This is a genomic window from Ruminococcus sp. N15.MGS-57 (assembly GCF_000980385.1).
Lineage (GTDB): Bacteria > Bacillota > Clostridia > Oscillospirales > Ruminococcaceae > Hominimerdicola > Hominimerdicola aceti.
Window position 1 is genome coordinate 19,071 of record NZ_LARF01000022.1, and the last position, 14,240, is coordinate 33,310.

Annotated in this window: 13 protein-coding genes; 10 read left to right on the forward strand and 3 right to left on the reverse strand. The window is 45.4% G+C overall.

What is annotated here, in order from left to right:
- Positions 1 to 114: 114 nt before the first annotated feature.
- The 10 genes from WS40_RS06310 to WS40_RS06355 are packed head-to-tail and all read left to right on the forward strand — an operon-like array spanning position 115 to position 12,536.
- Positions 115 to 1,059 carry an ABC transporter permease gene (locus tag WS40_RS06310; RefSeq protein ID WP_022286944.1) on the forward strand — a complete coding sequence of 315 codons (945 nt, stop codon included), beginning with the start codon at positions 115 to 117 and terminating at the stop codon, positions 1,057 to 1,059.
- Positions 1,060 to 1,072: 13 nt separating this feature from the next.
- Positions 1,073 to 1,984, forward strand: a complete 912-nt coding sequence (locus tag WS40_RS06315; protein WP_046441111.1) for an ABC transporter permease — start codon at positions 1,073 to 1,075, stop codon at positions 1,982 to 1,984.
- A gap of 3 nt (positions 1,985 to 1,987) precedes the next feature.
- A complete protein-coding gene (locus tag WS40_RS06320; RefSeq protein ID WP_046441113.1) occupies positions 1,988 to 2,983 on the forward strand; it encodes an ABC transporter ATP-binding protein in 996 nt (331 codons plus the stop codon).
- The gene (locus WS40_RS06325; protein ID WP_046441115.1) at positions 2,980 to 3,999 is read left to right on the forward strand and encodes an ABC transporter ATP-binding protein; all 1,020 of its coding nucleotides are present in this window, start codon (positions 2,980 to 2,982) and stop codon (positions 3,997 to 3,999) included. The genes WS40_RS06320 and WS40_RS06325 overlap by 4 nt, the downstream gene beginning before the upstream one ends.
- A gap of 28 nt (positions 4,000 to 4,027) precedes the next feature.
- A complete protein-coding gene (locus WS40_RS06330) occupies positions 4,028 to 5,662 on the forward strand; it encodes an ABC transporter substrate-binding protein (protein WP_046441117.1) in 1,635 nt (544 codons plus the stop codon).
- 28 nt (positions 5,663 to 5,690) lie between these two features.
- Positions 5,691 to 7,361, forward strand: a complete 1,671-nt coding sequence (locus WS40_RS06335; protein WP_046441119.1) for an ammonium transporter — start codon at positions 5,691 to 5,693, stop codon at positions 7,359 to 7,361.
- 32 nt (positions 7,362 to 7,393) lie between these two features.
- Positions 7,394 to 8,293 (forward strand): MerR family transcriptional regulator, encoded by a 900-nt coding sequence (locus tag WS40_RS06340; RefSeq protein WP_038672593.1) that lies wholly within the window; start codon positions 7,394 to 7,396, stop codon positions 8,291 to 8,293.
- Between the two features lie 2 nt (positions 8,294 to 8,295).
- Positions 8,296 to 9,393, forward strand: a complete 1,098-nt coding sequence (gene speB / locus WS40_RS06345; RefSeq protein WP_046441122.1) for an agmatinase — start codon at positions 8,296 to 8,298, stop codon at positions 9,391 to 9,393.
- 28 nt (positions 9,394 to 9,421) lie between these two features.
- A complete protein-coding gene (locus WS40_RS06350; protein ID WP_046441124.1) occupies positions 9,422 to 11,176 on the forward strand; it encodes an adenine deaminase C-terminal domain-containing protein in 1,755 nt (584 codons plus the stop codon).
- The gene (locus WS40_RS06355; RefSeq protein WP_325208460.1) at positions 11,166 to 12,536 is read left to right on the forward strand and encodes an MATE family efflux transporter; all 1,371 of its coding nucleotides are present in this window, start codon (positions 11,166 to 11,168) and stop codon (positions 12,534 to 12,536) included. Before WS40_RS06350 ends, WS40_RS06355 begins: the two co-directional genes overlap by 11 nt.
- A gap of 193 nt (positions 12,537 to 12,729) precedes the next feature.
- Here the strand turns inward: WS40_RS06355 and WS40_RS06360 are convergent, their stop codons facing one another.
- From WS40_RS06360 to WS40_RS06370, 3 genes are all read right to left on the reverse strand, one after another.
- Positions 12,730 to 12,999 (reverse strand): hypothetical protein, encoded by a 270-nt coding sequence (locus WS40_RS06360; protein ID WP_046441127.1) that lies wholly within the window; start codon positions 12,997 to 12,999, stop codon positions 12,730 to 12,732.
- 13 nt (positions 13,000 to 13,012) lie between these two features.
- On the reverse strand, positions 13,013 to 13,471 hold the full coding sequence (locus tag WS40_RS06365; protein WP_325208462.1) for a gamma-glutamylcyclotransferase family protein: 459 nt from the start codon (positions 13,469 to 13,471) through the stop codon (positions 13,013 to 13,015).
- Positions 13,404 to 14,240: amidoligase family protein (locus WS40_RS06370; RefSeq protein ID WP_325208461.1), on the reverse strand; the 837-nt coding region annotated here is incomplete at its 5' end. The genes WS40_RS06365 and WS40_RS06370, both read right to left, overlap by 68 nt.

Sequence of the window (14,240 nt, forward strand, 5' to 3'; positions counted from 1 at the left end):
TCATAGGTATAACGAAAGAAAAGTTTCGTGGAGTAAATTATTTTCAAAAAGCAAAATGAAGGTCAAGAAAGAAAATCCTGCAAAGCGCAGCTGTAAATATAGGAGGAATGTAAAGTGAAAAGGTTCAGATTTATAATCAAACGGCTGCTTTCAATGATAGTCATAATGTTTTTGGTATCCTTTCTGGTGTTCGTTGTTCTGAGAATGTCAGACGCAGACCCTCTCACAGTAATGATAGGGAACAATCAATCCACTCCTGAACTCAGACAGGCTCTTACAGAAAAATATCACCTTGACGACCCTGTGCATATACAGTATCTCAGGTGGATAAAGGGAGTTCTTTCAGGCGACTTCGGCACAGACTATGTTGACGGTCAGGACGTAAAAGGTCTTATAATGTCAAGGCTTCCAATAACATTCGGACTTGTGATAATGAGTTCCGTCATAGGCTCAGTGATAGCTGTTATAATGGGAGTTGCAGCGGCGCTGAGAAAAGGCAGACCCTCAGACGCAGCAATTTCGGGACTTATGCTTGTGCTTTCAGGTGCACCGTCATTTTTGGTAAGCATACTGATACTTATTTTCATGACAAAGTACGTTCCTGGATATTCGTTTATCGGAACATATACAAATTTCGGAGAGTTCTTACAGCGTATAATGATACCGAGCCTGATAATGGCGCTGACGTTCGTTGCGATGCTTGGACGTATCACACGAAGCAACATGATAAGTCAGCTTCAATCCCCTTATATCGCAACAGCGGCTGCAAAGGGATTAAAGCAAAGCAACATAACCTACAAGCACGCTTTTCACAACGCCGTTATTCCTGTTATAACAGTTGCAGGATATATGATAGCAGGCTCTATAGGCTCGACAGTAATAGTTGAGCAGGTCTTTTCTCTTCCCGGTATAGGCGGTCTGCTCATATCGGCGATAGAGGAAAACAATTTTCCAATAGTTCAGATACTTGTGCTTTTCATGCTTGGAGCTTATCTTGTAATGAGTTTTGTTATCGACATACTTTATACCGTTCTTGATCCGAGAGTTGATCTTAAATAAGGTGGGATTTTTAATGAAGAAGAAAAATAAAGCAGGAACGTTTTTCACACCTGTTGTGGCGGTGACGGGAATATTCCTTGCGGTCATAGTTTTCGTATCGCTCTTTGCAAGCGTTATCGCACCGTATGACCCTCTTGCCACAGACGTGAATGCCATATATGCTCCAGCCTTTTCTGAGGGACACATTTTCGGAACTGACGGACTTGGCAGAGATCTTTTTTCAAGGCTCATATGCAGTGCAAGAACTTCCATTCTGAATGCCTTTCTTATAGTTGCCATAGAGGTAGTAATAGGTGTTCCTCTTGGGCTTATCTGCGGATACTACAGAGGTCCTCTTGACAGTATCGTAATGAGGGTGTGGGACGTTATAAGCGCAATACCGCCACTTCTTCTTTCCTTTATCTTTATTGCGGTAATGGGAAAGGGCATGATGACAGGTATCATCGCCATAGGCATTTCTTATATCCCTCTTACAACAAAGACCGCAAGATCAATGATAATGACAGAGAAAAAGGCGGTGTATGTTGAAGCCTGCAAATCAATGGGCTTTTCAGACGCAAGGATAATTTTCGTGCATATCCTGCCGAACATCATCACACCTATGATATCGCAGTTCACACTTGATATCGGTACGGCTATCACATCAATGGCTACTCTGAGCTTTCTGGGACTTGGCGTTCAGGCTCCGAATGCCGACTGGGGAACGCTTCTCCGTGACGGCATGGGCAACCTTTATAATAGCTCGGCACTGCTTTTTATACCTGCAATATGCGTAATACTTGTAACAGTATCCATAAACCTTTTCAGCGACGGTGTTCAGAACTATCTTGACCTGTCATCAAGAAAGCTGTCGTCATTCAAGAAATACGAAAAGAAACACGGCATAAAGAAGCTTTCAGCAGTTAAGGCAAACGGGGAGGCGTAAAAGATGAAAAAAGGAAACGTTCTTGAAATAAAAGACCTTTCTGTAGACTTTATGACAGTTAGAGGTATCGTATACGCCGTTCAGGGCGTTGACCTTGAAGTGAAGCAAGGGGAGATACATGGTATCGTAGGAGAGAGCGGCTGCGGAAAAAGCGTAACATCAAAGTCGGTCATAAGGTTCCATAACGAGGAGACCACCAGATATGCAGGGGATATCTATATAAGAGATGACAGCGGCGAGAAAGATGTTCTTGCAATGAGCAAAAAGCAGCTCCGTGATTTCAGGGGCAGTACAGCCGCAATGATATTCCAAGACCCTATGACCTCCCTTGACCCTATCATGAAAGCAGGCGAGCAGATAGCAGAAATGCTAAGGGCGAAGAAAAACTTAAATCGCCGTGAAGCAAGAGAAAAGGTCATCGAGATGTTTGAAAAGATAGGCATAACACCTGCAGAGAAAAGATACGAGCAGTATCCGTTTGAAATGAGCGGAGGAATGTTACAGAGAATAATGATAGCAATGGCGCTTATATGCGAGCCGAAGCTTCTTATTGCAGACGAACCTACCACGGCGCTTGATGTTACTATCCAGGCGCAGATACTAAAGCTTATAAAAAAGCTCCAGCAGGAAAGCGGAACATCGGTAATATTCATCACTCACAACCTTGGTGTTGTGGCTGAGATTTGCGACAGCGTAACTGTAATGTATGCAGGAAAGGCTGTTGAGACCGCAAGCGTTGTGGATATTTTCGACCACCCTGCTCACCCATACACAAAGGCGCTCCTTGAAAGCAATCCAAGAGAGAGCGACACAGAAAAAAGAATGAAAAGCATACCTGGCAGCCCTCCGCTTCTGTATGAAAAGTTCAAGGGCTGTGCCTTTGCACCAAGATGTAAGTATGCTGACGATAAATGCAGAAGCTGCGTGCCTGTTACAGAAAATGTGTCTGAGGGACACAGCACAGCTTGCTTCAAGTGGCGGGAGGTGACATCACAATGAGCAAAGAAAAAGACAGACAGCCTTTTATAAGCGTCAGAGATCTGAAAAAGTATTTCTGCCTTGACAATTACAAGCTTGCAAAGGCAAAGACGAGATATATCCACGCCGTTGATGATGTTAGCTTTGATATCTACAAAGGCGAGATATTCGGCATAATAGGCGAGAGCGGCTCGGGCAAATCAACCATAGGAAGATGCGTTCTGAAGCTTATCGACGTTGATTCAGGCGAGATATATTTTGACGGCAAAAACATAACTCATGTGAGCCGCAAGGAACAGCAGGAGCTGCGTTCAAGAATGCAAATGGTCTTTCAAAACCCTCTTGCTTCCTTTGACCCGAAAAAGACTATACGCTTTAGCCTTGAAGAATCTGCAAAGGTGCATAAGATAAAGCCTGAGGTCTACAAGGCGAGGATAAAACAGCTTATGAAGTATATAGCGCTTCCGGAGGATTTGCTCACAAGATATCCTAAAGACCTTTCGGGCGGTCAGCTCCAAAGGCTTGCAATAGCAAGGGCGCTTATGCTGGAGCCTGATTTCATTCTTGCAGACGAGCCTGTTTCGGCACTTGACGTTTCTGTGCAGGCGCAGATATTGAATCTTATGCTGGACTTGAAAGAGGATAAAGGGCAGACGATACTTTTTATCTCCCATGATCTGAACGTTGTCCGTCACGTTTGCGACAGGATAGCGGTGGTATATCTGGGAGCGGTAATGGAAATGGGTACGGTGGAGCAGGTATATAACAGCGTTGCTCACCCTTACACTCAGGCACTTATTTCAGCAAAGCCAAAGGAACACCCTCTTGAAAATAAGAAGCATATCCTGCTGGAGGGAGATATACCGAACGCAGTGGATATCCCCGAGGGCTGTCGCTTTGCAGGCAGGTGCAGATATTTCAAAGAGGGCTTGTGCGACAACCGCACGCCAAAGCTCAAAGACATTGGAAACGGGCATTACGTTGCCTGTCATTTCCCACTAGGCATTGACCGCAGCAAGACTGCTTCGGATATGTAATAAATCTTTTGAAGAAAGGAAAGTTATCATGAAAAAATTCTCACGCAAGATCGCGGCCGCTGCTGCATTGGCAATAACAGTTTCAAGCTGTATGACAGGCTGCTTCAACAACACAGGTTCCGGTTCAGGCTCAGGTTCTTCAGGAGGAAATTCAGAGACAGTTCTCAGAGTAGGCTATACTCAGGAGCCGTCATCATTTGACCCTGCCGACTTCACTATCGTGGCAGCAACTCTCACAGGTTATGACTGCTATGACACGCTTCTTAACTTCTCACATGACGGCACAAAAGTTGAACCTGCCCTTGCAGAATCTTGGGAGCAGGTTGACGATACTACATACACATACAAGATAAGACAGGGAGTAAAGTTCTCAGACGGCAATGAAATGACAATGGACGATGTGCTTTATTCTCTTAACAGAGTAACAGAAGACAACTATTATATGAGCTATCTTTTTGCAAACGTTGACAGCTTTGAAGCCGACAATGATACTTGGACGCTGACAGTTCATCTTAAGCAGCCTGACTCATCATGGCAGTATGTTCCTGCAACATCAGCCTGCACTATAGTCGAGAAGTCTGTAACAGAGGAGCAAGGCGACAAGTACGGCACTGCTGACGGAAAGACTGTCGGCACAGGTCCTTATAAGCTTTCTTCATGGTCATCAGGAAGCGAGATAGTTCTTGAAAAGAACGAAAACTGGTGGGGCGACCCTGATACTCTCGATATCGACAAGGTAGAATATTACGTTATCGAGGACGAAAGCGCATTAGCACTTGCGGCAAAGGGCGGACAGATAGACTTTGTCGAGGGTATGTCAAACAGCGTTATGTCTGTATATCAGAGCTGTCAGAACTTCAATATCCTCTCATGCGAGGGAACGACTTCAAACTATATCGCATTCAACACAGCTTCAAAGCCGTTTGATGACGAGTGGGCAAGAAAGGCTGTTGCATATTGTATCGACCGTTCACAGATAACAACAACTATCGGCGGCGATTATGCAAAGCAGTCGGCTGTTGTTCCAATGAGCGAATCCATGATGTATATGGATAAGGATAAGTGGGATTCAACTATTGCCGAAAGCGATGTTTATACTCAGGATTATGACAAGGTAAAGGAATGTCTTGCAAAGTCAAAGTATCCTGACGGCTTTGAGTTCGATTTCTATACGACTTCACAGACGCAGAAGCAGGCTGAGCTTCTCAAGTCAATGGTAGACGCAAGCGGCTCTATCACAATGAATCTTGTGGAAGTGCCTGACAGCGATATCTTCAGCTATATGTTCGGCTACAAGACAAAGGATAACGGCGAGAGATATTACAACGCAGTCGGCACATACATGATGTCAGACTTTCTTGACCCTATGGGAATGTTAAAGACATTATATGCAGGCTCTAACGCTTGCGAGGGCGGAACGAATGAAACACTTTGGACAAGCACAGAAGCAGACGGACTTCTTGATAAAGCGGCTCAGACAACAGACGACGCTGAGAAAATGGGTTACTATACTGACGCATATAAGATATTTGCTGATGAGTGCCCTTACCTTGGACTTTACACATCATCTGATGTTTACGCAGTAAGCGACAAGTTCACATATGACCCAAGCCCGATGTTCTGGTATAACTTCAGTTACGCAGACGTTCATGTGGCAAAATAAGAAATAATATGAAAAAGGAAGTGCGATAATGTATTCATCTCTGGATACCGTGTGGGTTCTTCTCTGCACAGCTTTGATATTCTTTATGCAGGCAGGCTTTGCAATGCTGGAAACAGGCTTCACCAGAGCAAAAAATGCAGGCAACATAATAATGAAAAACCTTATGGATTACTGCATAGGCTCTGTTCTTTTCTGGGTTATCGGCTTCAGCTTTTTGTATGGCGACTCCATAGGAGGATTTATCGGAACGCCAAGCCTGTTCGCAGCAGGAAAGTTTGCAGCCGCAGGAGATCTGCCTAAGCGAGTGTTTCTTATGTTCGCAACTGTCTTTTGTTCAACTGCCACGACTATAGTTTCAGGAGCAATGGCAGGCAGAACAAAGTTCAAGGCTTATCTTACATATTCGGCTGTTATGAGCGGAATAGTTTATCCTATAACAGGTCACTGGATATGGAACAGTGCAGGCTGGCTCAAAAGTATAGGCTTCCACGATTTCGCAGGCGGAACTGCCGTTCACGTTGTTGGCGGAACTACCGCACTTATAGGTGCGCTGCTTGTGGGAGCAAGGATAGGCAAGTTTGATAAAAACGGCAAGGCGAGAGCCATACCGGGACATAATCTCACTATCGGAGCTTTGGGCATATTCATTTTGTGGATAGGCTGGTTCGGATTTAACGGTGGCTCGCTTCTCACCGCTCAGGGCGACAATGCGGCGGCAAAGCTTGGGGATATCTTCTTTAACACAAACATATCTGCGGCGGCTTGCGCAATAGCTGCAATGTTCATCACATGGGTGCGCTACGGCAAACCTGACGTGACAATGACCCTTAACGGAGCACTTGCAGGACTTGTGGCTTCAACCGCAGGCTGTGACACAGTTTCGGCAGGAGGAGCATTCTTTATCGGCATAACAGCAGGCTTTGTAATGGTGTTTGGTGTTGAGCTTATAACAAAGCTAAAGGCTGACGACCCTGTGGGTGCGGTAAGTGTTCACGGTCTGTGTGGAGCATGGGGAACGCTTATGACGGGCGTTTTCGCAAAGAAAAGCGGTCTTATATATTCAGGAAGCCCGAAGGATCTGCTTATACAGCTTGCAGGCGTGCTTTCAGTGGCGGCATGGACAGCGCTTATTATGGTGATAGTGTTCACCGTGATAAAGAAAACAATGGGTCTGAGAGTTAGCGAGAACACAGAGATAGTTGGTCTTGACAAGTGCGAGCATGGACTTTCAAGCAGCTATGCGGATCTTCTCAACACTGCTCAGTTCATCACCGCTGCCGCTGACGAGCCTTCAAAGGTGAGGGCTATAGACGAAGCCTCAGAGCTTAACGCTTCTGACTACAAGGCGGACGGAAAGATGCACAAGGTGGTCGTTCTTATGAACGTCGCAAAGTTCGAGATGCTGAAAAATGCTTTGGATAAGCTTGATATAACAGGCATGACAGTTACGCAGGTGAGCGGCTGTGGAATACAAAAAGGAAGCACTGAGCTTTACAGAGGCTCTGAGCTTGAATCAAGGCTTCTGCCTAAGATAAAGGTGGAGATAGTTATAAGCACTGTTCCTCTTGGACTTCTTATCGACACTATCAGAAAGGTGCTTTATACGGGCAAGATAGGCGACGGAAAGATATTTGTTTATGACGTTGCAAACGTTGTGAAGATAAGAACAGGGGCAGAGGACGAGCAGGCTCTTGAATAAGCTGCCATAATAATTGGAATGGGGGACAAGATATGACTGATGATATGAAATACACTGTGTTTTATACAGACGAAAACGGACAGCTTGTCCCGAATGGGGAAAAGCTTCTGAGCATAACCGAGATAGCAAAGTATCGAAACATACCTACCGAACGGCTTAGATATTACGATAAGATAGGACTTTTAAGACCTGACTATGTTGACAAGCTCACAGGGCGGAGGTTTTATTCGGCACAGCAGTGTGAAAAGCTTGGCACTATAAAAGAGCTTCGCAGGCTGAACTTATCACTGAAAGAAATAGAGGACTATTTCAGCGACAGAAACCTTGAAAAGTCCGAGCGTGTTCTCAGACAGCGTTATGAGCTTTTACAGCAGGAGATAGCGGATAAGCTTGAAATAAGCCGTGTGCTGAAAGAAAAGCTTAAATTTATCAGAGAGCTTAACAACACAGATTTCAAGCTTGATGACCCTGTTATAAAGGAGCTTCCTGAACGATATGCCCTCAAAGGGGAGAGCAACAAGTTCAGAACAAATCTCACTGGTATAGAGTTTATGAAGCTTGAGGAGGCTATAGGCGGAACTTCACCTGTGCTTGCCACTGATAAGGTGGCAATGACCATAAAAAACTCAGTTGACCCTGACGATATGGATTCCGAGGTCTGCCCTATGGTGTTCTGCTCGGCAGATCAGGCTGACAAGGAAAGCTTCACAACAGTGGCAGGAGGAAAATACGTTTGCGCTTTTCACAGAAATTGCTACAGCTATTTCGGTGAGCTCATAATGAAAATGCGCTGTCTTGCACAGGAGCATGGCTACACCCTTGGAAGCGTCGGGGTGATGATATACCGTATAGACATAACCCTTACGGACAACAGTGATGAAACTATTGCGGAGCTTCAGTTTCCGCTTATAAAAGAAAGCAGGGAGAAATGATCATGATAGACAGAAATGAACTGCACGCCATGAAAACGGCGGCAAGATTTGATGAATTTGGCAACACAAGATTTCCTACAATGGCAAAGAGAGCCGTTGAGTTTGGATTAGAGCCTGCGGACAGCATTAAAAGCGAGGGCATGAGCTGTTTTGCAAGAACAAATCTCGGTCCTACATACACAAGCCACGAAACTTTTCTCAGAAGTCCTTTCTGCGAGGATATCCATAAGGTGTCGGAATATGACGTTGCAGTGGTGGGTATCCCATATGACAGCGGAGCGTCAAACCGCTCAGGCACAAGACTTGGCCCTGTCGGCATAAGACACGCTTCTTCGCAGATATCCCCTTTCAACCCTGACTATGGCGTTGACCTATACGAAAACATAAAGCTTTGCGACGCAGGAGATATCTACACACTTCCTGCAAATGCCGAAAAGACTTTCGACCAGATAACAAAGGGCATAGGATATATATTCTCTCAGGGAGTAACGCCTATCGTTCTTGGGGGCGACCACTCTACCACTTTCCCTACGCTCAGGGGCATTTCAAAGTATATCGACGGCAATATCGGCGTTATCCATATCGACCGCCACAGCGATTGCGACGCTATCCAAATGGACGAAAAAATGCACGGCACAGAATGGTATCATTCCACTCACCTGCCTAACCTCAGCGCAAAAAATCTTGTGCAGATAGGCATAGGCGGAAACTGCTGCAAGTCATGGTCAAAATTCACCCGTGACAGCGGCTGTACTGCGATCTCAATGGAGGATATAGACAAGTATGGTATCGACAAGGTGGCAGAGCTTGCCCTGGATATTGCATGGAAGGGCTGTAAGGCAGTGTATGTGAGCCTTGATATAGACGTTCTGGAAGCTGCTTTCTGCCCGGGTACTGGCACCCCTGATTTTGGCGGTATGCTCCCGAGAGAGCTTTTAAGGCTTCTCAAGCTCGTGACAGCTCCCGGTATCTGTGGAATGGACGTTGTGGAGGTATCTCCTCCGTTTGATGTGAGCGAGATAACTTCACTTGCGGCGTCAAGATGTATAATCAATGTGCTTTGCAATCTTGCGCTGAACAAGTCGCTATATAAACACTGATAATATTTGTATCTGAAAGAGGCAGCTTATGAATGATCGGCAGCTAAAGGAACTTATACTGGCGGCTAAGGGTAAGCTGCCTTTTGATATTTATTTTTACAACGCAGGGATAGTTGACGTTTACAGAGAACGGATAATAGACAGCGGCTCGGTGGGGATAAAAAACGGCATTATCGCCGCAGTTTGCCCTGACTTTGAGCCTAGAGCAACAGAGTTTATTGATTGCAGAGGAATGTATCTTGCGCCTTCTTTTATCGACGCTCATATGCACATAGAGTCCTCAAAGCTCACGCCTTTTGCATACTGCGAGGGCGCAGTGCCACACGGAACGGGCTGTGTATTCTTTGACCCTATGCAGATGTCGAATACTTTTGGTCTTAAGGGCATAAAAGCTATATGCGAAATGCTTGGGGAAATGCCCATAGAAAGCTTTTTGCAGCTTTCTTCGCAGTATCTTTCCACCCTGAAAACGCAGGACGATATCACCAATGTTATCAAAGAGTGCAGGGCGAAAACTGTGGGTGAGATAAGCGGTGCTGTGGTCGGGAATGAGGAGATAATAAAGCTTCTCGGTGCCGCAAAAAGGGCAGGTGTAAAGGTGAACGGTCACTGTCCGTCAATGGGATTTCGTGACGTTCAGCAGGCGGCTTGCGCCGGGCTTTGTGACGACCATGAGTGCGAAAGCATAAGCGACCTTGAGCAGCGGCTAGCCTGCGGAATGGCGGTGTTGGTAAGAGAGGGAACTATAGAGCCGAACTGCCGAACTCTTTGCGAGGGGATAGTAAAAAATCATATCCCTACGGACGATATAATGTTCTGCACTGATGACAAATCTGCGGAGGATATAAAGGAAAACGGCTGTATAGATAATGCTCTGCGCATTGCAGTGAAATGCGGTATTTCCCCTGTGTCAGCGATAAAAATGGCTACTCTCAACGTCGCAAGGCACTATGGTGTTGACGATATCATAGGCTCGGTCGCTCCCTCAAAAAAGGCGAATTTTCTGCTTATGGATAGCCTTGAAAATGTGACAGTGAAAAAGGTCTATCACCATGGCAGGCTTGTGGCTGAAAACGGCGAGTTTCTTTGCAGGCATGAGTTTGACATAACTTGCTATCCTGAGCTTAAAAACACTGTGATATTGCCCAGAGGGCTTGACAGCCATTCTTTTGAGATAAAAGCAGGCTTTGAGAGGGGTTATGTTACTGCAAATGCAATTGAAAAGCCCGAGGGTGGCATAGTCACAAGGCTTGTAAAAGGCAGGCTTGAAGTCAGCAACGGCATTGTATGCGGTGATACAAAAGCCGATATTCTGCCCATATTCGTTGTGGAGCGTTTCGGAAGGAGTGGTGAGATAGGCAGTGGCTTTATAAAAGGTCTTGGCATTAAAAGGGGAGCTGTTGCCGCAAGCTTTGCTCAGGAGAGCAATAATGTCGTTGTATCGGGCGTTGACCCTGCGGATATGCTTTGCGCTGTGAAAGCTATTGAAGCTAACGGCGGCGGTGCGGCTATGGCTATTGACGGTAAGGTGGCAGGGCTTTACTCCCTTCCAGTGGCAGGCATACTAAGCGGTGAAAACATCACAGGCGAGATAAAGGCACAGAAAGCTTTCAGAGAAGCCCTTGCCCTCACAGGGGGAAACATACAGCGTATGACGGTGGTGCTTACAGTGTCGCTGTGTCAGACTATCCCAGAGGTGGGGCTGACGGAAAAAGGGCTTTTTGACGTAAACCAGCAAAGATACATACCCACATTCACAGGCGGTGAAGAATTTGAAGAATAAGCCAGAAAATGTAATAATGACAGAGGGCGACCCTAAGAAAATAATATTCCGATTTGCACAGCCTCTTATATTTGCAAACCTTTTTCAGCAGCTTTACAACACCATGGACACCATAATAGTGGGCAAGATAAATGGTGACGAAGCTCTTGCGGCGGTGGGAGTTTCCTTTGCAGTGACAATGGTCATGATAGCCGTTGCAACTGGTACGGGCATAGGAACATCGGTGCTTATAGCGAAATACTGCGGTGCTGGGAACAAGTCAAAGGTCAAGACGGGCATTTCCACTGTGCTGATATTTTCACTTATGGTCGTAGCGTTGATAGCGGTGCTTGGTGTGGTGCTTAGTATGCCGCTTTTAAGACTGCTGAAAACGCCGCAGAATATCATAAATGACGCTGCAAACTATCTGCGGATATATTCCTTAGGTATGCCGTTTATGTTTCTTTACAACGTGCAAGCGTCGGTATTTAGTGCTCTTGGCAACTCAAAGACGCCTTTTCATCTGCTTGTGATGTCCTCTTTGCTGAACATAGGGCTTGACCTTTTGTTTGTAGGGGGATTTTCCATGGGCGTATCAGGTGCGGCATGGGCGACTTTCATTGCTCAGGGAGTATCGGCAGTGATATCGTTTCTGCTTCTTACTGACAAGGTATACATAAAAGACCATGAAAGAGCAGAGTTCAGCTTCTTTTCGGGGGCAGTGTTAAAAGAGATGTCGTCCTATGCGGCAGTATCGGTGATACAGCAGTCAGTGGTGTCGGTGGGAATGTTAATAGTGCAGTCTGCCGTCAATCCCTTTGGCTCGGACGTGCTTGCAGGGTACACGGCGGCTTCAAAGATAGACTCCTTTGCCATAATGCCGTTCATAGCTTGCGGAAATGCGGTATCCACCTACACAGCACAAAATCTTGGGGCAGGCAAAAAAGAGCGTATCAGAGAGGGCTACAAGGCGAGCGTGCTGTTATGCGCAGGCATAGCGGTGATAGAATTTGCAGTGATAATGCTTCTCAGGCGGCGATTCTTGGGCTTTTTTATGGACTTGTCAAGCTCCTCAGCTTCCGCCATAGAAACAGGCATGGGCTACATGACAGACCTTGCGTTTTGTTATATAATAATGGGAATAAATTCAAGCTTCAACGGAATGTTAAGGGGGCTTGGGTGTTTGAAGCTGTTTTTATCCGGAAGCATAATAAATCTCACGTTCCGAATTATTTTCACCTACGCTCTAGTATCGGTCATAGGCGTATCGGCAGTATGGCTGTCAATGCCGGCAGGCTGGGTTCTGAGTTTTATTTACGGGAGAGTGGGGTATAGGATCATGTGCAAGAAGAAAGATAGTGCAGGGATAAGCGATATATAATAGGTAAAGCATTAGCTTCCGAGCAGTTGTCAGCGGCTGTTCGGAAGCTTTTTTTATTGTAAAACAAAAAACTCGCAAACCCTCGTAAATAAAGGATTTGCAAGCTTTCTAACTTGTCTTGCTGATACCAAATGGATGCATATCTAAAACAATATAAATTATGACCATTCCGATTAAAAATTATTCCTCCCGGTCAATATTCATTGAACTCATCGATCATTCTGCGATATTCTTTTTCCTCACAATCCACATAATCTTTAGCAAACTGTTCAACCTCAGATATACTGTTTTCCAGCAGTTCAAAATTCACCGCAGCCGAAAAAACATCAATTTCAAGCTTTTCGGACTTATCTGCAAAGACTTCAACTGTAAACCCGTTACAGCGAACATCATTACCGTCCTTATCCTCCCGATGCAGATCAGTATCGGGAGATATTTTCACATAAAAACCATTGTATTTCATTCAACCACTCTCCTTAAAATCTCATCTGCATATCATCGTCAAGGTCGTAATCATCATCAAAATCCTCATCGAATTCATCATTCACGTAATACTCAAGCTGCTGAGAATTTTCAAGAGCTGTTTGAAGATATTTCTCGTCCAAACCGTTTTCTCTGTATCCCTGCAAAATCGTGTTGTAATACTGCTGACTCGGTGGAGAAATTGTCCCACGATTCATCAGATATGCCATACCTTCGTAGGTTTTTCCGTCCATTTCAAAGGTCATTTTTTCCTGCCTGTAGAAACTGGGGTAGCCTTCGTATTTGTTAAGAGTAGGCAAATCCCTTTCGTCAAGCTCCCATATCAGAACGGGAACTCTTGCACCCTTATTCGGAACGATTGTTGCAACGCCCCTGAACTCTAATTCATAATCCTTGATTTCTGATGTTCCTACAACCTTTGAATGTGGACATTTCCATGCCCATTTCTTCATCTTCTTCAAAGTTCTCACATTCGCTCTCTGTCGGCTCTGAATTTTCATCGGATACATTTTCGTTTAACTCCTGAACCTCGCTTACAGGCTCGACACGCTGCCCACGGGCGGCTTGCCGTTCAGCTTCACGTTTTTCTTTCAGCTTTGCTCTTGCGGCTATTCCGTCCTCCGGGTGCCGCCATGCAATATCGCCATCCAAATGTTTTAGCAAATGCGTTCTGCAATTCTTGAACTCATCTCCGATAAGTCCAAGATTCAAAAGCCATACACGAAAGCTGTACCGCATATTATCGCTTTGCGAAACGTGCGGAAAACAGTATTTCTTAGTCATTGCCGCATTGCTTATGGCAAGCGCAAGAACTATCTGACTTCTTACCTCTCCTGCATGAAGACTTCCGTTGTATGCCCTTATCTCGTAATGACCATGCTGAAAGAATGAGTGCAGATTGCAGATAACATATCGGCTATTTGAGTAATGCTGAAACTGTTCGCTCATTCTGCCGTGATACCAAAGCCCCTTTATTTCTTCCATATCTTTAGGCTTTTTTCGGTTAATTTCCTCGATGAACTGCTTATCCATCTTGTGACAGTAGGATTCACGAGCAGAAGAAACCTGCAAAGCGTCCCACAGAAAGTCCTCCTTACTTGCAAAAATATTTACAAGATTGCGTATCTGCTGCGGAGTGTAATCGTCTGCCGAAATGTGTATATGCGTGCCTGCACAATATCTCGGACCTGTTACTCCGCCCGCTTTTCTAAGAGCTCGTAC

Coding starts and splice junctions, on each gene's coding strand:
- WS40_RS06360 (WP_046441127.1), bottom strand. CDS start 12,999: ATGAAATACAATGGTTTTTATGTGAAAATATCTCCCGATACTGATCTG.
- WS40_RS06365 (WP_325208462.1), bottom strand. CDS start 13,471: ATGAAGAAATGGGCATGGAAATGTCCACATTCAAAGGTTGTAGGAACA.
- WS40_RS06325 (WP_046441115.1), top strand. CDS start 2,980: ATGAGCAAAGAAAAAGACAGACAGCCTTTTATAAGCGTCAGAGATCTG.
- WS40_RS06335 (WP_046441119.1), top strand. CDS start 5,691: ATGTATTCATCTCTGGATACCGTGTGGGTTCTTCTCTGCACAGCTTTG.
- WS40_RS06320 (WP_046441113.1), top strand. CDS start 1,988: ATGAAAAAAGGAAACGTTCTTGAAATAAAAGACCTTTCTGTAGACTTT.
- WS40_RS06350 (WP_046441124.1), top strand. CDS start 9,422: ATGAATGATCGGCAGCTAAAGGAACTTATACTGGCGGCTAAGGGTAAG.
- WS40_RS06340 (WP_038672593.1), top strand. CDS start 7,394: ATGACTGATGATATGAAATACACTGTGTTTTATACAGACGAAAACGGA.
- WS40_RS06330 (WP_046441117.1), top strand. CDS start 4,028: ATGAAAAAATTCTCACGCAAGATCGCGGCCGCTGCTGCATTGGCAATA.
- speB (WP_046441122.1), top strand. CDS start 8,296: ATGATAGACAGAAATGAACTGCACGCCATGAAAACGGCGGCAAGATTT.
- WS40_RS06315 (WP_046441111.1), top strand. CDS start 1,073: ATGAAGAAGAAAAATAAAGCAGGAACGTTTTTCACACCTGTTGTGGCG.